This is a genomic window from Dietzia papillomatosis NBRC 105045, from assembly GCF_001570845.1.
GTDB lineage: Bacteria > Actinomycetota > Actinomycetes > Mycobacteriales > Mycobacteriaceae > Dietzia > Dietzia cinnamea.
In genome coordinates, this window is sequence record NZ_BCSL01000007.1 from 15,410 (window position 1) to 37,253 (window position 21,844).

General features: G+C 71.7%; 24 protein-coding genes. 8 read left to right on the plus strand and 16 right to left on the minus strand.

Features of this window, described 5'->3' with window-relative positions; genetic code table 11:
• Nucleotides 1-1,077, minus strand: coding sequence for a biotin synthase BioB (gene bioB, locus DPA01S_RS03605; RefSeq protein WP_061229772.1), 1,077 nt, complete (start codon nucleotides 1,075-1,077; stop codon nucleotides 1-3).
• A 106-nt stretch (nucleotides 1,078-1,183) separates the two neighbouring features.
• On the opposite strand from bioB, the gene DPA01S_RS03610 reads away from it, so the two are divergent.
• Nucleotides 1,184-1,720 (plus strand): TetR family transcriptional regulator, encoded by a 537-nt coding sequence (locus tag DPA01S_RS03610; protein ID WP_061914092.1) that lies wholly within the window; start codon nucleotides 1,184-1,186, stop codon nucleotides 1,718-1,720.
• A gap of 53 nt (nucleotides 1,721-1,773) precedes the next feature.
• Here the strand turns inward: DPA01S_RS03610 and DPA01S_RS03615 are convergent, their stop codons facing one another.
• The 4 genes from DPA01S_RS03615 to DPA01S_RS03630 form a co-directional block, all read right to left on the minus strand.
• Entirely contained in the window at nucleotides 1,774-2,343 is a 570-nt protein-coding gene (locus DPA01S_RS03615; RefSeq protein ID WP_061914094.1) for a CAP domain-containing protein, read from the minus strand.
• Nucleotides 2,344-2,501: 158 nt separating this feature from the next.
• Nucleotides 2,502-3,125 (minus strand): CAP domain-containing protein, encoded by a 624-nt coding sequence (locus tag DPA01S_RS03620; protein WP_061914096.1) that lies wholly within the window; start codon nucleotides 3,123-3,125, stop codon nucleotides 2,502-2,504.
• 183 nt (nucleotides 3,126-3,308) lie between these two features.
• On the minus strand, nucleotides 3,309-3,842 hold the full coding sequence (locus DPA01S_RS03625; protein WP_061914098.1) for a CAP domain-containing protein: 534 nt from the start codon (nucleotides 3,840-3,842) through the stop codon (nucleotides 3,309-3,311).
• 405 nt (nucleotides 3,843-4,247) lie between these two features.
• Entirely contained in the window at nucleotides 4,248-5,861 is a 1,614-nt protein-coding gene (locus DPA01S_RS03630; protein WP_061914185.1) for an MFS transporter, read from the minus strand.
• Between the two features lie 138 nt (nucleotides 5,862-5,999).
• Between DPA01S_RS03630 and DPA01S_RS03635 the strand changes: the two genes are divergently transcribed.
• Both DPA01S_RS03635 and DPA01S_RS03640 read left to right on the plus strand, forming a co-directional pair.
• Nucleotides 6,000-7,139 (plus strand): baeRF3 domain-containing protein, encoded by a 1,140-nt coding sequence (locus DPA01S_RS03635; protein ID WP_061914100.1) that lies wholly within the window; start codon nucleotides 6,000-6,002, stop codon nucleotides 7,137-7,139.
• Between the two features lie 157 nt (nucleotides 7,140-7,296).
• Complete coding sequence (locus tag DPA01S_RS03640) at nucleotides 7,297-8,091, plus strand: SurA N-terminal domain-containing protein (protein ID WP_232302991.1); 795 nt, start codon at nucleotides 7,297-7,299, stop codon at nucleotides 8,089-8,091.
• A gap of 36 nt (nucleotides 8,092-8,127) precedes the next feature.
• On the opposite strand, the gene DPA01S_RS16950 is transcribed toward DPA01S_RS03640, so the two are convergent.
• Together DPA01S_RS16950 and DPA01S_RS03645 are read right to left on the minus strand one after the other, a co-directional pair.
• Complete coding sequence (locus tag DPA01S_RS16950) at nucleotides 8,128-8,280, minus strand: hypothetical protein (RefSeq protein WP_165001088.1); 153 nt, start codon at nucleotides 8,278-8,280, stop codon at nucleotides 8,128-8,130.
• A 3-nt stretch (nucleotides 8,281-8,283) separates the two neighbouring features.
• Nucleotides 8,284-9,177, minus strand: a complete 894-nt coding sequence (locus tag DPA01S_RS03645) for a class E sortase (protein ID WP_061914102.1) — start codon at nucleotides 9,175-9,177, stop codon at nucleotides 8,284-8,286.
• A gap of 462 nt (nucleotides 9,178-9,639) precedes the next feature.
• Between DPA01S_RS03645 and DPA01S_RS17210 the strand changes: the two genes are divergently transcribed.
• Both DPA01S_RS17210 and DPA01S_RS17215 read left to right on the plus strand, forming a co-directional pair.
• Nucleotides 9,640-10,371 carry a hypothetical protein gene (locus DPA01S_RS17210; RefSeq protein ID WP_061914103.1) on the plus strand — a complete coding sequence of 244 codons (732 nt, stop codon included), beginning with the start codon at nucleotides 9,640-9,642 and terminating at the stop codon, nucleotides 10,369-10,371.
• Entirely contained in the window at nucleotides 10,304-10,648 is a 345-nt protein-coding gene (locus DPA01S_RS17215; protein WP_061914105.1) for a hypothetical protein, read from the plus strand. The genes DPA01S_RS17210 and DPA01S_RS17215 overlap by 68 nt, the downstream gene beginning before the upstream one ends.
• 68 nt (nucleotides 10,649-10,716) lie before the next feature.
• On the opposite strand, the gene DPA01S_RS03660 is transcribed toward DPA01S_RS17215, so the two are convergent.
• Nucleotides 10,717-11,571, minus strand: a complete 855-nt coding sequence (locus DPA01S_RS03660) for a universal stress protein (protein WP_061227551.1) — start codon at nucleotides 11,569-11,571, stop codon at nucleotides 10,717-10,719.
• A 133-nt stretch (nucleotides 11,572-11,704) separates the two neighbouring features.
• Here DPA01S_RS03660 and DPA01S_RS03665 point away from each other — a divergent pair, with 133 nt between their 5' ends.
• The 3 genes from DPA01S_RS03665 (at nucleotide 11,705) to DPA01S_RS03675 (ending at nucleotide 14,298) form a co-directional block, all read left to right on the plus strand.
• Nucleotides 11,705-12,142, plus strand: a complete 438-nt coding sequence (locus DPA01S_RS03665; protein ID WP_061914107.1) for a Fur family transcriptional regulator — start codon at nucleotides 11,705-11,707, stop codon at nucleotides 12,140-12,142.
• A gap of 55 nt (nucleotides 12,143-12,197) precedes the next feature.
• Nucleotides 12,198-13,724 (plus strand): catalase, encoded by a 1,527-nt coding sequence (locus DPA01S_RS03670; protein ID WP_061914109.1) that lies wholly within the window; start codon nucleotides 12,198-12,200, stop codon nucleotides 13,722-13,724.
• Nucleotides 13,725-13,815: 91 nt separating this feature from the next.
• Nucleotides 13,816-14,298 (plus strand): Dps family protein, encoded by a 483-nt coding sequence (locus tag DPA01S_RS03675; RefSeq protein WP_061914111.1) that lies wholly within the window; start codon nucleotides 13,816-13,818, stop codon nucleotides 14,296-14,298.
• A gap of 349 nt (nucleotides 14,299-14,647) precedes the next feature.
• Here DPA01S_RS03675 and DPA01S_RS03680 read toward each other — a convergent pair whose 3' ends face one another.
• The 8 genes from DPA01S_RS03680 to DPA01S_RS03715 are packed head-to-tail and all read right to left on the minus strand — an operon-like array spanning nucleotide 14,648 to nucleotide 21,834.
• Nucleotides 14,648-15,130, minus strand: a complete 483-nt coding sequence (locus DPA01S_RS03680; RefSeq protein WP_061914113.1) for a Na+/H+ antiporter subunit E — start codon at nucleotides 15,128-15,130, stop codon at nucleotides 14,648-14,650.
• The gene (locus tag DPA01S_RS03685; RefSeq protein ID WP_061914115.1) at nucleotides 15,127-16,920 is read right to left on the minus strand and encodes a proton-conducting transporter transmembrane domain-containing protein; all 1,794 of its coding nucleotides are present in this window, start codon (nucleotides 16,918-16,920) and stop codon (nucleotides 15,127-15,129) included. Before DPA01S_RS03685 ends, DPA01S_RS03680 begins: the two co-directional genes overlap by 4 nt.
• On the minus strand, nucleotides 16,917-18,467 hold the full coding sequence (locus DPA01S_RS03690; RefSeq protein ID WP_083961723.1) for a complex I subunit 5 family protein: 1,551 nt from the start codon (nucleotides 18,465-18,467) through the stop codon (nucleotides 16,917-16,919). The genes DPA01S_RS03685 and DPA01S_RS03690 overlap by 4 nt, the downstream gene beginning before the upstream one ends.
• Entirely contained in the window at nucleotides 18,464-19,972 is a 1,509-nt protein-coding gene (locus tag DPA01S_RS03695; protein WP_061914117.1) for a complex I subunit 5 family protein, read from the minus strand. The genes DPA01S_RS03690 and DPA01S_RS03695 overlap by 4 nt, the downstream gene beginning before the upstream one ends.
• Nucleotides 19,969-20,292: an NADH-quinone oxidoreductase subunit K gene (locus tag DPA01S_RS03700; protein ID WP_061914119.1), complete on the minus strand. Its 324-nt coding sequence runs from the start codon at nucleotides 20,290-20,292 to the stop codon at nucleotides 19,969-19,971. Before DPA01S_RS03700 ends, DPA01S_RS03695 begins: the two co-directional genes overlap by 4 nt.
• Complete coding sequence (locus DPA01S_RS03705; RefSeq protein WP_061914121.1) at nucleotides 20,289-21,266, minus strand: hydrogenase subunit MbhD domain-containing protein; 978 nt, start codon at nucleotides 21,264-21,266, stop codon at nucleotides 20,289-20,291. The genes DPA01S_RS03700 and DPA01S_RS03705 overlap by 4 nt, the downstream gene beginning before the upstream one ends.
• Nucleotides 21,263-21,559, minus strand: a complete 297-nt coding sequence (locus DPA01S_RS03710; protein ID WP_061914123.1) for a cation:proton antiporter — start codon at nucleotides 21,557-21,559, stop codon at nucleotides 21,263-21,265. The genes DPA01S_RS03705 and DPA01S_RS03710 overlap by 4 nt, the downstream gene beginning before the upstream one ends.
• Nucleotides 21,556-21,834, minus strand: coding sequence for an MrpF/PhaF family protein (locus DPA01S_RS03715; RefSeq protein WP_232302992.1), 279 nt, complete (start codon nucleotides 21,832-21,834; stop codon nucleotides 21,556-21,558). The genes DPA01S_RS03710 and DPA01S_RS03715 overlap by 4 nt, the downstream gene beginning before the upstream one ends.
• Between the last annotated feature and the right edge of the window lie 10 nt (nucleotides 21,835-21,844).

Genomic DNA, 21,844 nt, shown 5'->3' on the forward strand with positions numbered 1-21,844 from the left:
TCAGGCGTTCGCGGGCTCGCTCGTGCCGGCTCCGCGCGTGCGGATGGCCACCTTCTCCTCCCGCCTCCCGGGGGCCTCGACGGGCTGGTCCATCCGCAGGACCTCGAGACCGGCGTCGGCGATCATCTGCAGGTCCTGGGCGCCGGGCTGGCCCTCGCTGGTGAGGTAATCGCCCAGGAACAGCGAGTTCGCCACGTACAGGGCGATGCCCTGCAGGTTGCCCAGGTGTCGCTCGCGTCCGGCGGCCACGCGGATCTCGGTGTCGGGGGCGACGAAGCGGACCATGGCGAGGATGCGCAGGCAGTCGCGTGGGTTGAGCGTGTCGACGCCCTCGAGCGGGGTGCCGTCGAAGGGCAGGAGGAAGTTCACCGGGATCGAGTCGACCTCCTTGGCGCGCAGATCGAAGGCCAGCTCCACGAGCTGCTCGCGGGTCTCACCCATACCGGCGATGAAGCCCGAGCACGCCGACAGGCCCGCGCCGTGCGCCTGGGCGACGGTGTGTTCGCGGTCGGCGTAGGAGTGGGTGGTGCAGATGTCCTCGTAGTGACTCTCGGCCGTGTTGAGGTTGTGGTTGTAGGCGTCGGCGCCGCTCGCGCACAGCTTCTCGGCCTGGCCGTCCTTCAGTGCGCCCAGGCAGGCGCACACCTCGACGCCCGGGGTGTCGGACTTGATGGCCTCGATGATGTCGGTGACCTTGCCGACCTCGCGGTTGCTGGGGCCGGTGCCGCTGGCGACCAGGCACACGCGCGAGGCGCCGGCCGCGATGCCCGCCTTGGCGGCGGTGACGGCCTCGTCGGTGTTCAGCCACGTGTAGCGCAGGATGCCGGCCGTGGAGTTGAGGCGCTGCGAGCAGTAGAAGCAGTCCTCCGGGCACAGGCCGGACTTGAGGTTGACCAGGTAGTTGACCTTGACCTTGTTGCCGAAGTGCTCGAACCGCAGCCGGGACGCCGCGGCCACGACCTCCATGAGCTCGGAGTCCGGCGAGTCGAGGACTGCCAGGGCGTCCGCCGCGGTGACGGCTCCGCCGGCGAGGACGTGGTCCGCGAGCTCGTGCCAGCGGGGGGTGGTGACGGGCATGGCTTCCTCCTGAACGCCGTTCATCGAACGGTGTTCAAGCTAGCCGAGCGCCCCCGTCTTGTACAGCGTTCAGGAGGATCGGGGTGGCGCGGTAGGATCATCGATCGTGGCCCTGACAACGACAACGGTCGTCGACACCGCGCTCGACCTGCTCCGCGAGTCCGGGCTGCCCGGGATGTCGATGCGCACGTTGGCGACGCGGTTGGGCGTCCAGCCGAGCGCGCTGTACTGGCACGTGCCGTCCAAGCAGGCGCTGCTCACCGCGGTCGCCGAGCGGGTCCTCGCGGCCATGGGCTCGGTTGGCTCGGGTGCGTCTGCGGCCGCCGAGCTGCGGGAGGTGGGTGCGGTGCTGCGCGCGGCGGTCACGGGCGTGCCGGACGGCGCGGAGATCGTCGCACTCGGCCTCGCGGCGGGTGCGGTGAACCCGGTCGCCGGGGCGGTCGAGGCCACCTGCGTCCGCCACGGCCTGGAGGATCGGGCCGCTGGCCTGACGACGGCTCTGACCTCCTACGTGCTGGGCCTGAGCCTCGAGGAGCAGACGCACTACAATCTCACCGTCGCCGATCCCGCGACGCCTCCGGTCGAATTCGAGGCGCGGTTCGAGCTGGGCCTTGACGCGCTGCTCGCGGGCGTGCCCGCCTGACGCTCGCCGCAGCGCGCCACGGGTGGGCCGGCGCCGTCGCGCCGCCGGCCGGATCAGTAGCGGGCGAACACCTGGGTGGCGTAGAGCTTGCCGTCCGCGGCCACGGCGGCGCCCATGCCCATCGAGGTGTGGCCCGGGTTGAGGAGGTTCGCGCGGTGGCTGGGGGAGTTCATCCATTGGTCCACCAGCTGCTGCGGCGTGGCGTGCGCATAGTTCTGCAGGACGTTCTCGCCGAAGTGGCGCCAGCCGCCGGGGATCTCGTCGCGCACGTGCGGGTTGTGGAACATGCGGTTCTGAGCGGCCTGCGTGCCGCTCCAGCGGACCGCCACGTCCGTCAACCCGCCGTGGCTCTGGAGCGGGGCGAGACCGTGCGCGCTGCGAGCGGCATTGGTGGCGTTCTCGAGCTGGGCGCGGTACTCGGCGGAGGCGGGATCCAGGGTGGGCGCACCCCCGGCGGGCGCAGGAGCGGCGAATCCGATCGTCAGGCCGGGCAGGTGGATCTGCGGCAACTGGATCTGGGGCGCCTGAGCCGACGCCTGGGGTCCGGCGCCGAGGGCGACGGTGGCGGACGCCGCGGCGACCAGGATCAGGCCGCGGCGCAGATGGTGGAGGGCTCGGGTCACGAGGGTGGGTACCTTTCGTGTGCTGCGACCCGACGGTCGGATCGGCAGCCGAGACGGTAGGGCCGACCGGTGCCCTAAGCCAGCCGTCATCACCCCGTGACCGGCCTGACCTGCACTCCGCCGGGGGCGAGCGCACCCCCGCTGGACGGGTGTTCGTGTCAGTCGCGGGCGAAGTCCTGGACCACGTGCACGGTTCCGTCCTCCGCGGTGACCACTCCCACGCCGACCCGCGTGAACTCGCCGTCGAGCATGCGCTCCCGCATCCCGGTGTCGGTGAGCAGTGCGGACAGCGTCTTCTGCGGCGTCGCGCCGGCGGGCAGGGTCAGCACGGTGCGGTCGCCGGACCTCTCGCCCGCGGGGGCCGCCTCCGAGTCGTCGTCCTCACCCGCCCGGGCGTCGGCGGGGACGGGGGCGTCGCCCGTGGCCGGATCGCCCGCGGCGAGTTCGGCTGCGCGCTCACGGGCCGATGCCTCCAGTACCGGGTCGGTGACCAGTCGGTCCGCGCCCACCACGAGACGGGCGTCGTTGACCGCTGCGACCACGCTGCCCTCGAACGCCATCAGCCGTACCTCCTCCGGTAGGAGATCGGCGGTGGCGGGATCGGCTGCGGCGGCGCCGCCGGGCTGGGCGTCGGCCGGGGCGAGCGACGACAGGCCGGGGATCGCCAGGCCGAACGGCAGGGCGAATTCCAGTGATCCCTGGGCGGCCGCGGTGCCCGCGCCGGAGACGAGCAGGAGGGCTGCGGCGCCCGTGGTGACAGCGGAGCGGAAGTGGTGACGCACGCGATGGTCCTTTCCTCGGTCCCCGGCTCGCGCCGGGATTGCGTGGGGCGAAGTGGACTGGGCGGCAAGGGTGCCGCTCAGTCACTCCTGCAACTATCGCCACTCTAGTCACACGCGTTACCGGTATGCGATTCGTGAACGGGGCCTCGCCGCGCCGAGAGTGCGGCCGCACGGGCCGGTGGGTCAGCGCAGACTGACGAAGTTCTGCGTGGAGTACAGCTTCCGGCTGTCGGCCACGTCCGCGCCCACGCCGAGGTGCGTGTGGGCGGGATTGAGAAGGTTGACGCGGTGCGGGGTCGAGTTCATCCACTGACGCACCAGGGTCTCGCCACTGGCGCCGCACCAGTTCTGCAGCACGTTCTCGCCATAGCTGCGCCACTGTCCGGGGTAGGCCGCGGTGACCTGGGCGCGGATTCCGGGGTTGTGGTACATCCGGTCCTCGGTGGCCATCTGTTCGCTCCAGGTCTGGGCGATCCCGTCCAGGCTCTCGAGCCGCTTGACGGGGGCCACCTTCGCGGCCGCGCGCTCGCGGTTGGTGTGTTCGTGGACGTCCTCGATCACCTGCTCGAGCTCCGCGGGGGTCGCGGACTCGCAGGGCGCCGGCGTGGCCATGGTGAATTCGAGAGACTGGGCGGCGGTGACCGGGGCGGTCAGGACGGTGAATGTGGCGGCGGCGATGACGACAGCGCGTATGCGGAGCCGGGCGATAGTTCTCATGAGGGGATCCTGAGGGGATATGGGGGATGTGAGGGTGGCGGAGGGGTTGCCACGACCTGAGAATAAGGTCACGTCCCGGCGGCCACGCGAGAATCCACCCCCGCCGGTCCGGGGGCCGGATCGCGAAAAGGCCAGGTCGGCACGACGAGTGTCGCTCCGTCATCTAAACGATCGTCCAAGAGCGCCGAACGCGGCCCGCCGGGTCCACGGATTGCGGCCCTGACCCGGCGCGCGGTGCCCGGGCCGGCGGGATACGGATGAGCGTTTTCTCGCCGTTCACACGTTGAGATGATCACCACACGTGGTCGGATCAGCCCCGCGACCACCCGGCCGGAGGGGGTGGGTCGATTCCCTCCGCCTGAACCGCCCATCCGCGCGGAGGCCGGGTGTCGCGGAGGCAGGGCGTCAGGCGCAGCGCTTCTCGCGGCGGCGATCCACCACGCTGAACGCCAACGCGCCCGCCGCCAGCACCGCGATGATGCCCAGCGCCGCGCGGAACGCCAGCAGCCAGTCGCCGCGGGACTCGACGATGCCGAAGAGCACCCCGGGCACGATCGCCGTGCCGACCGCCGTGCCCATGCGCTGGCCCAGCGAGATGATGCTGCCCGCGACGCCGCCGTAGGCCGGGTCCACGGCCCGAAGGGTGAGGGTCTGGTTGGGCGAGATGGTCATGCCCTGGGCGATGCCGATGAACGCCGCCGGGACCATGAACACCAGGTAGTGCAGCGTGCCGGATTCGACGAAGCCGGCCAGGACCATGAACGTCACCAGTGCGGTGATCGTGATGGAGAAACCGGTGATGACCATCCGTCGCCCGAGGCGCAGCACGAAACGTCCTGCGACCTGCGCGGAGATCGCCGCGCAGACCGACGCCGGGAGGCTGATGAACGCCGAGTCGATGGGTGCGTAGCCCAGGTGGAACTGCAGGTACAGCGGCATGATGACCCACAGGCTGGTGCCGCCCACGAAGTAGATGGACACGATGATCATGCCGTTGCGGAAGCCCGCGTCGCGGAAGATGTCCGGGTTGACCAGCGGCGGCCGCCCGAGCCGCTCGTAACGCCGCTCCCACCACGCGAACACCCCGAGCAGGGCCAGCCCGGCGGGCACCAGCGCCCAGTACGCCGGATGGAGGTCGCGGCCGAGGAACGGCAGCATCACCGCCAGCACGGCCACACCGAGCAGCGCGATGCCGATGGGGTCCAGATCGAGCCGCCGACGCCCCGGGGCCGGCCCGGTCGCAGACGGCCCTCGCGTGCCCGGGGCGTCCGCTCCAGTGGCGGAGCCGGCGGCGTTGTCGTCGTCGTTGTCGTCGTCACCTAGTCGGGCGGTGGCCCGCTCCAGGCGCGCCATCTCCGCCGCACGGGCCCTCGACCCGCCCACGTCCGGACCCTCGTCGGCGGCACGGGGGAGGGTGCGGTCGTCGGCGAGCCAGCGCTGCCCCAGCACCAACGCCAGCACCCCCAACGGCACGTTGACCAGGAACATCGCCCGCCAACCCAGGTCCTCACCGAGCGCCTCGATGAGCAACCCGCCCACCAGCGGCCCCGACGCGGTGGCGATCGAGACGGTGGTGGCCATGGTCGCGAAGGCGCGGGCGCGCGCCTCCTTGCGGAAGTACTTCTGGATGAGCCCGAACGTCTGAGGGTTGAGCATCCCCGAACCGACGCCCTGCACGAGGCGCGCGACGTTGAGCATCTCGATCGACTGCGCGAAACCCGCGATCAGCGCCCCGACGATGAACACCGTGACGCCGGCCAGGAAGATCCGCTTGCGGCCGGTCGCGTCACCGAGGCGTCCCGACGGCACCAGGAGCAGGCCGAACGCAAGCGCGTAGCCCGAGATGACCCACTGCAGGCTGCTGGAGTCGGCGTCGAACGTCGTGCCGATCACCGGCAGGGCCACGTTGATCACCGACAGCGCCAGCAGCGCCATGAACAGCGGCACCATCAGCGGCGTGAGGATTCTCGCCGTGCTCACCGGCCGGGGGGTCGCGGTCTCCACACGTTGATCGGTCACTCCCGCGATGGTAACCGCGGCGCGGACGTCCGCCACGGGGCCGGCCCCGGCACCCACTGGCGCGCACCGGATGTCACAGCCCCACAACAACCCGGTCACAACCTTCTCCCACACCTGTGTCGTCGGTAACGTCAGGTCATGGCTGATCCAATCCGCACCGCAGAAGCAGATCCCATCCCGTACGCCGACCTCACCGAGCTGGGCGGCACCACCGGCCGGGCCGTGTCCATCTTCCTGCCCACGGCCCGCGGGGGCGCGGAGGTCCGCGAGAACCCCATCCGCGCCAAGTCGCTCATCAAGGAGGCCGAGGCCCAGCTCCGCGCCCACGGCGCCACAGAGGAGGAGACCGCCGAGATCCTCGGGCCGCTGGTCACGCTCCTCGAGGACGACCCCTACTGGAACTACATGGCCGACGGCCTCGCGATGTTCGCCGCCAAGGGCATCTGGCGCGCGTACCGCCTGACCACCGACCTGCCGGAGGCGGTCCACGTGAGCGACCGGTTCGCGCTCCGGCCGATCGTGCCGGCGGCGGTCGGAGACCGCACGTTCCTGGTGGTCGCGGTGAGCCAGAACAAGGTCCGGCTCCTCGAGGGGACCGCGTCGACGATCCGCGAGCTCGACCTGGGTTCGATCCCCTCGTCGGTGGACGACATGGCGGGTGACACGCAGCCGCCGCCGCACCAGCAGCAGCGCTTCAGCGCCGGGGCCGGCGCCGGACACGCGGGCAGCACCGCGGGTGGGGGCGTCGTGCACAGTCACGGCACCGGCGCCGAGGTCGGCGACGTGCAACTGGAGAAGTTCCTGCGCCAGGTCGCCCACGGGGTCGAGGAAGTGCTCGAGCCCAACGATCGCCGCCTCGTCGTGTTGGCGTCCGTCGCCGAGTACATGCCGCGGTTCCGCGAGTTCCTGAACTACGAGAACCTGGTGGACGAGGTCGCGGCCGGCAACCCCGATGCGCTGTCGCCCGGGGACCTGCACGAGCGGGCCTGGAAGGTCGTGCAGCCCGCGTTCGGCCGTCTCGCCGAGCGCGACGCCGAGCGCTTCGGGGACGCGATCGGCGCCGGCCGGGCGATCGCCGGCGGCGGCTCGGATATCCTCCGCGCCGCGCAGGAGGCCCGGGTCGAGCGGCTCATCCTCACCCGCCGCCGCTGCGCCGCCGACCACGGCCCCGACGACCTGGACTCGGCGATCGGCCAGGTCCTGGCCACGTCGGGGTCGGTGATGGTGGTGGACTCGCTGCCGCAGGACGTGTCGGAGGGCGCGATCCTACGGTTCTGACGCACCAGGTGGCGGGCGGCGCGGGTGAGGCCCCGCGCCGCCCGCCGTGCTGTTCGCGCCCGGGTGCGCCGCGCCGCCCGCCGCGCGCACAGCTCCCGCTCAACTCGGATGTGTACCGTCGGCGTCTTCACGCACACGAACAACGTGAGGAGATCGAGTGCGCTCGAGGACATGGCGGGCGGCCGTCGCCGCCGCGGGACTCGCACTGGTGGTCGCGGGGTGCGGCGCCGGGGGCGACGACGAGGGCGGCGCCACGGCCGCGCCCGCAGCGGCCGAGCAGTCCGGACAGGCGGCCGGGCCGGAGCAGGGCGGCGAGCAGTCGCCCTCCGGGCCCGACACGTCGGACATCCCGGACCCGGTGGCCGAGGTGAACGGCACCGAAATCTCGCGCGCCGAGTTCCTGTCGGTATTCGAGAACCAGTACAAACAGATGAGCATGCAGGCGCAGATGACGGGCCAGCCCGTCGACGAGGCGCAGCTCAAGAAGCTCACCACCGACGGTCTGGTCGGCACCGAGCTGCTCACGCAGGAGGCGGAGAAGCGGGGCATCGAGGTCTCCGACGAGGACATCAAGGCGGAGCTCGAGGAGTTCGCCGAGACCAACCAGGTCAGCACCGACGAGTTCATCGCGGCGATGGGGGAGCAGGGTCTCGACCGCGACGCGGTGATGGAGCAGATCGACAAGCAGCTGCGCGTCGAGAAGCTCATCACCGCCGAGTTCGGGGAGTTCGAGGTGACCGACGCCGAGATCGAGGCCGCCTACGAGCGGATCGGCCAGCAGCAGGCGATGGCCGGCGGCGGTGCCGGTGAGTCCGGTGGTGGTGGGCTGCCGCCGCTGGAGCAGGTCCGCGGCGAGGTCTCCGAGCAGGTGCGGGTCCAGAAGGAGGCCGGGGCGATGGAGGAGTTGTCGCAGAAGCTCCGCGCGGACGCGGACGTCACCGTCCACCTCTGACCCCTGGATGCCGCGCGCCGGGCCTCCGCGCGGCACTTACACGGTGACGTCCGTATAGGGCATCTGCGCCGAGACCCACGGGAACACGACCTCCATGAGGAGCAGGATCACCGTCGCCAGCAGGGCCAGCGCGATCAATGCCTTCACCGGCCGCGGGCCGGGTAGCGATCGCCACAGGTAGGCGTACATCGGTCAGTCCTCCAACGCGGCCGGGCGGCCGTCGGTCTTGGCCGTGGTCTCGGTGAGCACGGCGTGCACGATCAGCCTCTCGGCATTCGAGTACATCGGGTGGCAGGTGGTCAGGGTGAGCAGGCGTTCGGGGGCTCCGGCGATCTCCGCCGCGCCGACCTCCTCCGCCGTACCCGCCGCGCTGGACCCGCCTGCTGCCCCCGGCACCGGCGCGATGACCTCCACCGCGTCCGGTGAGGTGACGTGCACGCCCCGGACGTGGGCGTAGTCGCCGGTCGCGATCCGATCCGACTGCTCCGGCGCGAGGCAGTTCTGCGCAGCAGCCAATCGTTCGGCGCTGCCGGCCTCCACCGGAAGTACGCGGTAGGTCAGCCACTGCGTGGCGGTCTCGATGACGACGGCGTCGCACGACCCCAGCCGGTCGAGATGCTCGAACACGGCGCCGGACCCGTTGCGGTGACCGGCCAGCGCGGAGTTGCCCACCTCACCCGGCATCTGGGTCCCGGGATAATGTCCCGGCCCCGTGCGCAGGTCGTCCGCGCGCGTCCCCTCGACCACCGCGTAGGCCGCGTCGTCACCGAGCGTCGGCAGGTGGAGGCGGGCGAACGCCTCGCCCAGGGCCGGAACGGCGGGCGGCACCGGTTCGCCATCGGACGCGCGGGTGGCCGGGTCCGCGGACCCGGCGGCGGTCCCCGCGGCGTCAGCGGCGGCTTCTGAGACCGGGCCGCTCGACCATCGCTGCTCGAGCCCGGCGGCCGCCTCGTTCTGCAGGCGCCGCGAGTCGAGATTGCTCCAGAACGCCTCGTAGAACAGGTAGAGCAGCAGCACCGCGCCCACCGTGAGCAGCAGCTCGCCGACTATCCGGGCGGCGCCGAGTCGGCTGGTTCGTGTCCTCATCGACCCCCCCTGTCGTCCGTGTGTCCCGTGTGGCCTGTGTCGCCCTGGTGGCCGAGTTTGCCCGGGCTCGCGCCCACCCACCGCCCGCGCTTGCATCGTCCAGCGCTGGAGAGATCGTCTCACGGCCACTCCACAGGCCCTCTCACTCGGATGGACGTACTCATGGCGGAAATGGACGTAGCCATGGCGGTGTACTGCCCGATTCGCCGCCAAGGTTGCGTCCAAATCGGGCCGGGACCGCGCGTACCGGGCCGCGCCCACCGGGCGGGGTGTCGCGGAATCACGGCATGGACGCGTCGACCCGGACTCTCGCAGCACTCCTCTCCTCTGCGGTGGTCGCCGCAGGCGTCAGCGCGGCGATGCCCCCTGCTGCCGTCGCTCAGCCGGCCTCCCCGCCCGGCCTCGGCCCCGCCCACCCCGCTCGCGCCAACGGTCAAGCTCTTCCATCCGGACACCGCGGCGGTGCTGGCGGAGGTGCAGCTGACCAAGGGCGCGCTGCTCGGCGGGGTCTACGGGTACCTCGACGCGCAGGACCGGGTGGTGGTCGCGGACGGGGACCGCAGGCTCCTCGCCGTCGGGCATCATCGTGCTCCCGACGGCTCCTGGCGCATGACGGTCGACGTTCTGGCCGACCTCGCGCCGGCCGTCCCCGACGGGGACGCGATCACCGGGCTCATGCCCGCCTTCGACGGGCGCGTGTGGTTCGCGACGTCCGGCGGGGTGGTGGGCACCGTGCGGCCCGGCGGTGCGAGGAGTGGCGGTGACGGAGGCGGTCACGCAACGGTCGGCGCGGACCACGGTGCCGGTGTCGACGACGACGAGCTCCGCTTCCTCGCCCTGCCCGCAGGGGAGAAGATCTCGAACGGGCTGACCGTCCGGCGGGGAGGCGCGTCGGTGATCACCACCCGCGCGCTCTATGAGATCGACACCTCGGCCGACGGGTCGCCGACCGTGCGCTGGCGGGGCGGATACGAGGTGGGCCCGGCGCGGAAACCGGGCCTGTTGGCGCACGGGTCGGGGACGACTCCCACCTACTTCGGCCCCGGCGACTCGCTGGTGGCGATCACCGATGACGCCGAGCACCCGGACCTCGGAGAACTCGATCATCGCGTTCGGCGGCGCCCTGGTGCTGGTCAACACGTACGGCTCCTCGACCGCCCGGACGGCGTCCCTGCCCAAGCTGACGACGGGTGACGGGCTCATCCACGCGCTGGCGTACGGTCCGCGGCGAACCCACACGCTCGGCTCGGCGGCGCTGCCGCTCGATCAGGGGCTGGCCCAGAAGGTCGGCCCGGTCGATGTCATCTCGACGGACGTGGAGACGGGCCGCGAGGTCGCCCGGACCTTCGTCGGCCACGCCCCCTACGACGAGCCGAGGGAGCTGACCGGCACGATCGCCTCCCGCGGCGACGCCCCGGGCATCATGTGGCAGCCGACCCTCACCCGGATGCTGCGCATCGGCCCGGCCTGAGCTGCGATCCCGTGCAGGACCAGCCGGACCCGACGTCGCGGAGGATGTGGGGTCGGATGCGCGCAGGGTCAGGCGGTGGGGCGGACGACCGCGACCGGGCACGGCGCCGTCTGCAGCAGGCGCCGACTGACCGATCCCAGCAGCAGGCCGGCGAAGCCGCCGTGGCCCCGCGAACCGGTGACCAGCAACGGCGCGCCCGCAGCTTCGTCAGCGATCGTGACGGCGGGCTCGCCGACGACGAGGATGAGCTCGACCTTCACACCGGGGTGGCGGGCCTCGTGCGGGGCGAGCGAGTCGAGGACCTCCTTCTCGTCCTCGGCGAGAACGCTCTCCGCGAGTTGATCGAGGTCGAACAGTGAGGCCCCCGGGAGTCGGGGCACCTCGACCGAGTGGATCGCCCGCAATCCGCTCCCGCGGCGCTCGGCCTCGGCGAACGCGTACGCGACGGCCGCGCTGCTGGCCTCCGACCCGTCGGCGGCCAACACGACCGGGCCCCCGGTGGGCTCCGCGGGCGTGTGCGGCGTGATGACGATGACCGGGCAGGGAGCGTGCTCGACGACCCCGGCCGAGGTGGACCCCATCGCGAAGTCCTCGCGCGCGGTGAGTCCGCGGCTGCCCACGACGATCGCCGACGCGTCGCGGCCCGCCTCGACCAGTGCCCCGACGGGGTTGTCGGCGATCACCCGATACGTGGTGGGGACGTCGCCGACGAGATCGGCGAGCTGGTCACGCATGGCGCCCTCGACGTTGGCGCGGGCGGTGTCGTCGAAGGCGACCACGCGACCGACGGCGCGGTCGGCCGAGATCACCTCGAGAGAGGCGCCCAGCCCGCGGGCCCGCGAGGCGGCCCAGGCCACGGCTCGACGGGAGTCCTGCGAGCCGTCATAGCCGCACACGATAGGTCCGGTGGCGGTATCCGTCATGGCTTCCTCCTGCGCGTTCTCGGGTCGCGGGCCAGCCTAGTCGGCCGCGGCCGCCGCGCGACCCCTAGTATTTCCTATAACGGAGTCGTTCTCTTTCTGGACCAGTTCCAAAAAGTAGGCTATGGTGGATGCCATGACGACAGCAGAGGAACAGGGAGCACTGCTCCGGCAAGCCGGGTTGAGGGTCACCTCGCCGCGTCTTGCGGTCCTCGACGTCGTCGCCGGTCGTCCCCATATCGCGGCGGAGGACGTCGCCTCCCTCGTCCGGGAACGACTGGGCGCGGTGTCCACACAGACCGTCTACGACGCGCTGCGGGTGTGCACCGAGGTCGGTCTCATGCGCCGTATCGAACCCGCCGGCTCGCCGGCGCGGTACGAACGACGCACGGGGGATAACCACCACCACCTCGTGTGCCGGCACTGCGGGCGCATCGAGGACGTCGAATGCGCGGTCGGGCACGCACCCTGCCTCTCCGCAGACAGGGACCACGGCTTCCGTATCGACGAAGCCGAGGTCAACTACTGGGGCGCATGTCCCGAATGCCGGACAAAGCAGTCCGCGCTCGTCTAAGACTGAGACCAAGATCAGACCCCCTCCACACCACTCACACGAGGAGCATCACGACGTGACCGTTCACCCCGCCGACCGCGGCGTTCGCGACTTCCAGCCCGGTTCGCACACCACCACCGACAGCGGCCAGCCCGTCCCCAGCGACGAGTTCAGCGCCCAGGTCGGCAGGAGCGGCCCGCAGCCGCTGCACGACTTCTACCTGATTGAGAAGCTCGCCCACTTCAACCGCGAGAACATCCCGGAGCGTCTGCCCCACGCCAAGGGCTCGGGCGCGTTCGGCGTCTTCGAGACCACCGAGGACATCTCCGACATCACCTCCGCCGGCCTGTTCCAGAAGGGCGTCAAGACCCCGATGCTCGCCCGCTTCTCCACCGTCGCCGGCGAGAAGGGCAGCCCGGACACCTGGCGCGACCCGCGTGGCTTCGCGTTGAAGTTCTACACCGAGGAGGGCAACTACGACCTCGTCGGCAACAACACCCCGATCTTCTTCATCCGCGACGCGATCAAGTTCCCGGACTTCATCCACTCGCAGCGCCGCAAGAACGCCTCCGGCCTGCGCAACCACGCCATGCAGTGGGACTTCTGGACCCTGAGCCCCGAGTCGACCCACCAGGTCACCTGGCTCATGGGCGACCGCGGCATCCCCGCCACCTGGCGTCACATGGACGGCTTCGGCTCGCACACCTACCAGTTCATCAACGCCGAGGGCGTGCGCCACTGGGTCAAGTTCCACTTCAAGACCAACCAGGGCATCAAGAACCTCACCCAGGCCGAGGCCGACAAGCTGGCCGGCGAGAACGCCGACTATCACCGTGAGGACCTGTACGAGGCCATCAAGAACGGTGACCACCCGTCCTGGGACCTGCACGTCCAGGTCATGCCGGTCGCCGAGGCGGCCACCTACCGGTACAACCCGTTCGACCTGACCAAGACGTGGTCGCAGCGCGACTACCCGCTGCGCAAGGTCGGCACCATGACGCTGAACCGCAACCCGCAGAACCACCACGCGCAGATCGAGCAGGCCGCGTTCGCGCCGACCAACATCGTCAAGGGAATCGGCTTCTCGCCCGACAAGATGCTGCTCGGCCGCGTCTTCGCCTACCCGGACATCCAGCGTTACCGCATCGGTGCCAACTACCAGCAGGTTCCGGTCAACCGGCCGCTCTCGGAGGTGAACTCCTACTCCAAGGAGGGCGCCATGCAGTTCGAGTTCCCGCACCCCGCGCAGGCCGAGTACCACCCCAACTCGCTCGGTGGGCCGTCGGCCGACCCCGCCAAGGCGTACGACTTCGGAGCCTGGGACGCCGAGGGAACCGAGATCTACCGCGGTGACCTCACCCCCCACGCCGATGACACGGACCAGGTCCAGGCGACGATCCTGTACCGCGAGGTGATGAACGACGAGGAGCGCGAGCGCCTGGCGGCCAACATCGCCGGCCACGTGTCCGCGATCCACCCGGACGAGACCGAGCTGCTCGATCGCGTCTACGCCTACTGGGCCGCCGTCGACGAGGGCCTGTGCCAGGCCGTGAAGGCCGGCGTCGAGGCCGGCCCGCGCGGAAACCACCGGCTGCAGGACTGACGGCAGTCAACAGAACGGGCATACTGGGAACGTCCAGTGCACGATCCGATTCACCTCCACGACCCGGAAACCGGGTCAGAAGGGAGCCACGATGGCTGCTGATTCGAATGGTCTGTTCACCTCGTTCGTCCCCGCCGAGGCTCAGGAGGCGGTGACAAACGCGCTGCAGGAGTCGCTGGTCGACCTCATCGACCTGTCGCTCGTCGCCAAGCAGGCGCACTGGTCGGTCGTCGGTCCGCGTTTCCGGAGCATCCATCTCGCGCTCGACGAGGTCGTGGCGGACGCCCGCACCTTCGTCGACGAGGTCGCCGAGCGGGCCACCGCCGTCGGCGTCAGCCCGGACGGCCGCTCCGCGACGGTCGCCGCGAACAGCGCGCTCGACGAGGTCTCGGCGGAGTTCACCTCGGACGACAAGGTCGTGCTGGTCATGACCGAGGCCCTCGAGGCGGCCATCAAGCGCCTGCGGGCCAACATCGGCAAGGTCGGCGACGACCCGGTGACCGAGGACCTGCTCATCGGCATCAGCGCCCGGCTCGAGCAGCTGCACTGGATGTGGCAGGCCCAGTCGGTCTGATCCGGACGTCCTGGCGGCTCCCAGCCGCGAAGTCCGCTACTCCGCCTACGGATCCGCGCCCCTTACAGGGGTAGCGGATCCCGCGGCGGGGTAGCGGATTTCGTCATTTCGGCCGGGGACGACGACAAGGTGGACCCGTACCCCGGCGGCGCCCGGGCTCAGCGGGACCGGACCACCGCCAGCGCGTCCCGTGCAGACCCGCGAGGTCGCGGTAGAACAGCACCTCGCTCCGGTGCCCACCGTGCAGCGGCGGGCGCATGCCCTCGTCGGGATTCGGCGGCGTGATGTAGAGCGTCGGTGGCAGCCCGTCGCTCTACCGGGTGTGCGGCGCGAGCGGACGGAGTGCGGGTCAGCCGCCGACGATCCGGGAGATCCGCCTGGTGAGCTCCCGCCACGACCCCTCGGTGTCGAGGTCGGCGGACAGGACGTGCAGGTCCGCCCACTCGTCTTTCTCGTCCACGACCAGCGAACCCGGCATGAGGTTGACCATCCACCGGGCCAGACGCCGGCCCCCCGGGTGACGAACCCCGATCGGGACGCGGATGACATGCGGTGCGATGGGCAGCGTGGGCGAGAACGCGCGGTGCGCGACGTCGATACCACCGCGGATCGCCGACCAGACGAACCACACGATCAGCCCCGGGATCTCCCACGGCCGCCCCCGCTGCGCACTGTCGCGCCGGCCCGGGGGCAGGACACGCAGGCTCAGGGCGGTGGCCACGGCAGCCGCGGCCAGGCCGTAGTACCAGTAAGCGGGATCCCCGCCGGCTAGGATCCACCACAGCAGGAGGAGCCCGAGGAAACGGCCGATCGTGGACGCGAGACGGGTCATGACACCACCCCGGCCAGGGCCAACACGAGACCGAACAGCACCACCACGGCACCGCTGCCCGCCCGGGACGTCAGGCCGGACTCGAGGGTGTCGAAGGCGCGGCTCGCCGCGGCCGACGGGATGACACGCGCGAGGTCTCTGTCCGCCCGGGCCCGCAGGTCGCGAACGGAGGCGACCGCCGAGCGGGACACGGAGCCGACAGCGCGGGCGAGGCGTTCCTCCGGCACGACGATGTCGCCGGGAGGGACGGCCCGGCCGTCCGCGCGGCGCGCCCACCCGGGCAGGAGAGCACGGTGGGCGAGCAGCACCGCCAGCGCGGCGATCGCCAGGCCGAGGAGTACGGGCCAGGTGGCGTCCCACAGCGTCACGGGATCGAGGCTGGGCACCGCCGTCAGCGGGAGCCACCTCTCGGTGACGACCCACGGCACCACGATCCCGGCGGCGACCAGCACGAGCCACGCGCCGAGCTCGGCGTCGGGCCGCGGCCGGACGTCCGGCTCGCGCCGGACGAGGAGCCAACCGGCGCGGAGCAGCAGCAGCGTGGAGCCGGTCGCGACCAGCGGCAGCAGATCCACCAGGTCGACGCCGCCCAGCTCGACTCCCTCCACGGCATTCTTGGCCGCGTACTTCCCCACCGAACCGGAGCTGAACGGCGCCCCTGCGACCGCAAGAGCCGCCCCGCCGAGGCCGACGGCCACCACCCACCGGCGGGCCCCGTGGGCATGATGCGACCACACGGGCACCCCGAGGAACAACGCCCCCTTGGCCAACGCGTGGTGGACGGCATAGGCGACCGCGGCCGGCGCCACCGCGGCGGCGAGTTCGGGGGAGGACAGGGCCACGCCCACGAGTGCGGCGAGGAACCCCATCTGGCTGATCGTCGAATAGGCCAGGACCACCTTGGGTTCGTTCTGCAGTTCGCCCGCGGGCACCGCGAGGAACGCTCCGGCCAGCGCCACCACGACCAGGGCCAGGCCCCACCCGGGCAGGTCCGCCTCGCCGAGTGGCAGGAAGCGCAGCCATCCCATGAGCCCGGCCTTGACCATGGCGCCGGACAGGACGGCGCTGGCAGCGGGTGGAGCGGCCGGGTGGGCGAGGGGTAGCCATACGTGGAGCGGCAGCGTGCCCGCCTTGACCCCGAACCCGACGAGCAGCAACGCCACGATGAGCGCGGTGTGATCCGACTCGGCGACGGCCCGCGGCGCGTCCTCGACGAGCGGCCCGCCGATGGCGGTGATGAGCAGGAGCGCGGCCAGGACGGCGCCTTCGCTGAGCACCGCCAGCACGATGTACACGCGCCCGGCCCGCAGCGCCTCCGTGGTCCGCGAGTTCACCACCAGGCCGTACGCGGCGAAACTCATGAGCCCGTAGCCGAGGTAGAACGTCGCGGTGTCCCCGGCGGTGAACACCACCGTGGTGCCCACATGACAGACCAGTAGGAACGCGACGAGGCCGCGCCCGCCCCGGTAACCCGCCCAGGCGACCGCGGCGAGTGCGGCGGCGTAGAGCAGCGCCGAGACCAGGACGAGGGGGCGGGCCAGGCCGTCCACGTGCAGGTGGGTACCCACGAGCAACCACGGCACCGTCAGCGACGCGCCGGGGATCGCGGTGAGGGCCATGGCCGGCAGCGCGGTGAGCGGCGCGATCGCGAGCCATAGTCGCTGCACCGGGGACTCTGGCGCGGGGACCGAGGCGTCGGCCGCCGGGCGTGGGGGAGCGGCGGTCACGCCGATGAGGGTGGCGATCGTCAGCGGCAGGATGAGGGCGAGGATCCACAGGGCGGTGGTCACGAGGGGAACACCCCCCGGGCGATGAAGGTGGCCAGCGCCATCGGCGAGTACGGGGCTGCGGCGATGATCCCTACGAGCAGCGAGGCCGCCGCGGTGAGCACCGCCGGGACGAGAAGGGCCGGTAGGGCCTCGGCCCGCCGGCGAGCGCGGTCCCGGATGGCCTCGTCCGGCTGGTCGGAGTCCGGTTCGTCACCGTCGGGCCGCTCGACGAACCACATCGAGTACACCAGCGGCAGGAAGTAGGCGCTGTTGAGCAGGGCGCTGACGACGAAGATCCCCAGCACCCAGGAGTGGTCGGAGTCGAGGGCGCCCAGTCCGAGCTGCCACTTGGAGACGAACCCGGCGGTCGGAGGTAGGCCGATCATGCCGAACGCGCCCACGGTGAACGCCGCGCATGTCCACGGCATCCGTCGTCCCAGACCCGCGAGTCCCGAGACGGTCTTGACGCCCAGGGTCTCGGCGAACAGGCCGGCGCAGAAGAACAGGGTGATCTTCATCAGCCCCTGGTGCACGAGGTGCGTGAGGCCGCCGGCGGTGCCGACCTCGGAGACCAGCGCGATCCCGATCGTTACGTAGGAGACCTGACTGACCGTGGAGTATGCGAGGCGCTTCTTGAGGTCTTCCTGCATCAGCGCGCGCACCGACCCGTAGATCACGGTGAACGACGCCAGGGCCAGTAGCGGCAGCAGCACCCCGAGTTCGTCGGCGACCCCGACGCCGTAGACGTCGTCCACCAGGCGGACCAGGCCGAACACGCCGGCCTTGACCACCGCGACGGCGTGCAACAGGGCGCTGACCGGGGCGGGTGCGACCATCGCGCGCGGCAGCCAGCCATGGAGGGGGAACAGGGCGGCCTTGACCCCTAGACCGCCCGCGATGAGCACGAAGATCGCGGTCGCCGTGGAGGGGTCCGTCGCGGCGAGTTCGGCCACCGCTGCCACACCGCCCGGTGTGAACTCCACGTCACCGACCAGCGCGGACAGCCACGCCACGCCCACGAGGACCGAGAGCCCCCCGCTCAGCGCGTAGCGCAGGTAGAGCCGACCGGAGCCGAAGGCCGCGGCCGTGCCGTTGTGCACGATCAGCGGGTAGGTCACCAGGGTGAGCAGCTCGAAGAACAGCAGGAACGTCACGAGGTTCCCGGAGAACGAGATGCCGACGGTGGCGGTGACACACAGCGAGAAGAACCCGAAGAAGCGGGCGCGGTGCGGCCGTCCCTCGAGGTACCCGATCGCGTAGATCGTGGTGAGCAACCACAGCAGCGAGCTCAGCCCGGCGAACAACAGGGACAGCGGTTCGACCCGCAGGACCAGGTCGATACCGGGCAGCAGGGCACTGCGCCATTCGGGTCGGGCGCCCGCCACGACGGCCGGGACGAGCGTCACGACGATGAGGAGTTTGACCGCCGCGCCGGTGACGTTGACGGTGGTGCGTGCCCGCGTGCGGGGGTCGGGGATGAGGAAGACGACGACGGCCACCAGGGTCGACAGCACGAGCGGTGCGACGGCGAGCAGGGAGGACTCGCCGACCCAGGACGGCGGGGTCATGACGTTCCTCCCGGGCACATGCCGAGGACCGCCAGATCGGCCAATGGTCCGGAGGCGACGATCGCGAGGGTGGCCAGCAGGGCCGCCGTGAGGGGCACGAGGGTGGCGGCGCGAGGGGCGGATCGGACGCCGCCACCCGTGTGCCCCGGCCGCTCCTCGCTGGATTCCCCGGGCAGTAACGTCTGGACAGGCCGCAACAGGTACGTGGCCGCGACGAGGGTGCCCGCCACCGCTACCGCCGCCACCCACCACCGCCCGGTGTCGACGGCGGCGAGGAGGAGCTGCCATTTACCGGCGAAGCCCAGGGTGATCGGCAACCCGGCCAGGCTCACCCCGGCCACCGCCACGGCCATCGTGACGATCGGCATGCGGCCGCCCTGATCGGTCATCGCCTCGATCCGGTCGGTACCCAGGCGGTCCTTCACCAGGCCGGCGGACAGGAACAGCGACGACTTGGCCAACCCGTGTGCGAACGCCAGGAGCGCCACGGCGACCCACGCTGCCCGCTGCTGCTCGGCCGTGTCTGCCGCGGCCGACAGCGGGAAGTAGAGGAACAAGTAGCCGATCTGCGAGACGGTCGAGTACCCGACCAGGCGCTTGAACCGCGGGGTACGCGCGGCGGCCACGCCGGCCCACAGGACCGAGCCGGCCGCGGCGACGCCGAGCATCGTTCCCACCACGGGGTCGGGGCCGGTGACCTCGGTCCACACGCGGAACAGCACGACGAACGACGACTTCACCACGAGGGCGGACAGCAGCGGGCTCACCGCCCCCGGTGCCCCGCCGTGAGCATCGGGCAGCCACCCGTGCAACGGGAAGAGCGCGGACTTGAAGGCCATGCCGGTCGCGGCGAGCGCGAGGATCACCGTCACGTGTAGTCCCGGCTCGCCGGCGGCCAGACGCTCGCCCGCCAGACGCAGGTCCAACGTCCCGGCCGCGGCGTACACCAGCGTCAGCGCGACCAGGAACAGCAGCGACCCGGTCACCGTGACGATGAGGTAGCGGAACGCCGCCCGCCACGCGTCGCGTCCGCCGAGCGCCACCAGCACCACCGCCGCGAGTCCGACGATCTCGACGGCCACGTACAGGTTGAACAGGTCCCCGGAGAGGAACACCGCCGCCAGACCCGACCAGAGGAGCAGCCAGGTGGGCCAGAACCAGTCGCGGGCACCCTCCGTGCCGGTCGACCGCGGGTGGATCGCGGCGAACACCGAGACCAGTGTCCCGACCACCGAGGTCAGCAACAGGAACAGCGCGGCCGGCCCGTCCGCACGCACCGAGATGCCCAGCGGCGGGAGCCGGCCGGCCAGGGCCGCCTCGAGCGGTCCCCCGGAGGCGACGGCGACGGCGATCGTGACCCCCACCGCCGCGGCGGCGACCGCCCCGGCGAGTCCGAACGCCGCCCGCGCCCGGGTGGGGACGAGGACGCACAGGACCGACCACGCCAGCGGGAGTAACACCGCCGTCGGCAGCAGCATGGCGGCCCAGGAGGGGGAGGGGGTCATGACGGCCCACCGCCGAGTCGGGTCCCGCTGCCCGCGCGGTCGTCGTCCGCGGACTCGGCCTCGTCGATCCGCCGGGCGAGCACCACCCCGAAACCGGTGAACGCCACGGTGATGACGATCCCCGTCAGTGCGAGTGCGTGGAGCACCGGGTCGGGGGCCGGATCCCGCCCCGCGACGGCCAGCAGGATCACCAGTGAACCGGCGGCCGCGACGTTGAGGGCCACCAGACGGCGGAACCGGTCCGCGGCCACGAGCATCGTCACCAGTCCCAGGGCGAGCAGGGCCGCACCGACCGCGGTGTACCAGGCGAGCGTGGTCACGGGCGCTCACCGCCGAGGACCTGATGCGGTCGACGTCGCACGGTGAGGAACAGGGTCGCGAGCGCGGCACCGATCGACACCGCCAACGCGGTCTCGACCGCCACCGTCGCCGGGGTCTCGAGCCCGGCCGGCATGTGGAGCCAGTGACCCGCCGTCAGGGCGCCTGCGCCGCCGGCGGCGAGGAACGCCAAGGGACCGACCGAGAGCACGACCCGGCCCCGGGCACCCTCGAGCACGGCGGGGGCCGCTCCGGCCCCGGCGGCGAGGATCGCCGTGCCGGCCAGCATCGCCCCGCCCTGGAACGCGCCGCCGGGTTGGTAGGCGCCGGCGAACAGCAACCAGGCGGCCAGCAGAAGCAGGACGGGCGAGGCCACGCGGAGGAAGTCCACGAGTGTCCCGGGAGGGCGGGTGGTGGACCCGGCGTCGCGCGCCGCCGGTGCGGACCCGGGCGGGGCCGCCGAGGCGAGCGCGTAGGCACCCACCACCGCGACGAGCAGCACCGCCACCTCCAGCAACGTGTCGTAGGCGCGGAAGTCCAGGAGCACGGCGGTGATGTCGTGCCCCACCGCCGCCGAGGGCATGGCCTCATCGACCACGCCGGTGAGCGGGGCGGCGTCGCCGGAGTCGTTGGCGGAGAGGACTCCGGAGACGAGGCCGACGACGAGGCCGGCCCCGCCGAACGCGGCCGCGGCCCACGCGATGATCCGTCCCCGGCCCCGCCCCGTAGTCGCCTCGGAGGACCGGCGATCGGCGAGGGCGTCGACGAGCAGGGCCGAGGTGACGCCCGTCCCGATCGCCGCCTCGGCCAGGGCGACGTCCGGGGCACGCACCGAAGCCCACAGGGCCGCCAGCAGCCCGCCGAGGAGGATGAACGTCACCACCGATGCGAGGCGGTCGCGCACGAGCAGCGCCACCGCCGCGGCCGTGATCACCGCGCCGCCCACGGTGAGGTCGAGGATTCCCGGGGCGGTCACGGCGACGCCTCCCTGTCGGAACCGAGCAGGGTCGCCCCGACCGCGGCCGCACCCATGCCGAGGACCCACACCAGGAGAAACGCCGCCGCGGCCCAGAGGCTGTCGGACGCCAGGGCCAAGGCGAGCATGACGAACCCGAGTCCGAGCGTGTCGGCCTTGGTGACGGCGTGCAGCCGGCTGCGCAGGTCGGGGAAGCGGAGCAGCCCCACGGTCCCGGCGGTGAAGAACAGTAGGCCCGCCGCGGCGGACAGGATCACCGCGACGTCGCGGGCCACGTGCAGCGTGTCGGTCATCGGCCCCCCGGTTCCGCGGTGACGATCGTGACCGTGACGACCAGAGCGAGCGCCACCAGGGCCAGGGCGGCCGACCGCACCGCCGGGGCGCCTGACAGAACGGACAGGGTGCACAGCAGCGCCGCGCCGGTGGTGCCCGCCAGCACCACGCCCGTCACCCGGTCGCGGTATGTGGGACCACGCACGACCCGCACGAGGCACGCCAGGATGTTGATGACGAGAGCGACCACGAGGAGTTGCAGCGCCACCTGCACACCGTCCATTGCTCGCGTCACCTCCTTCTCT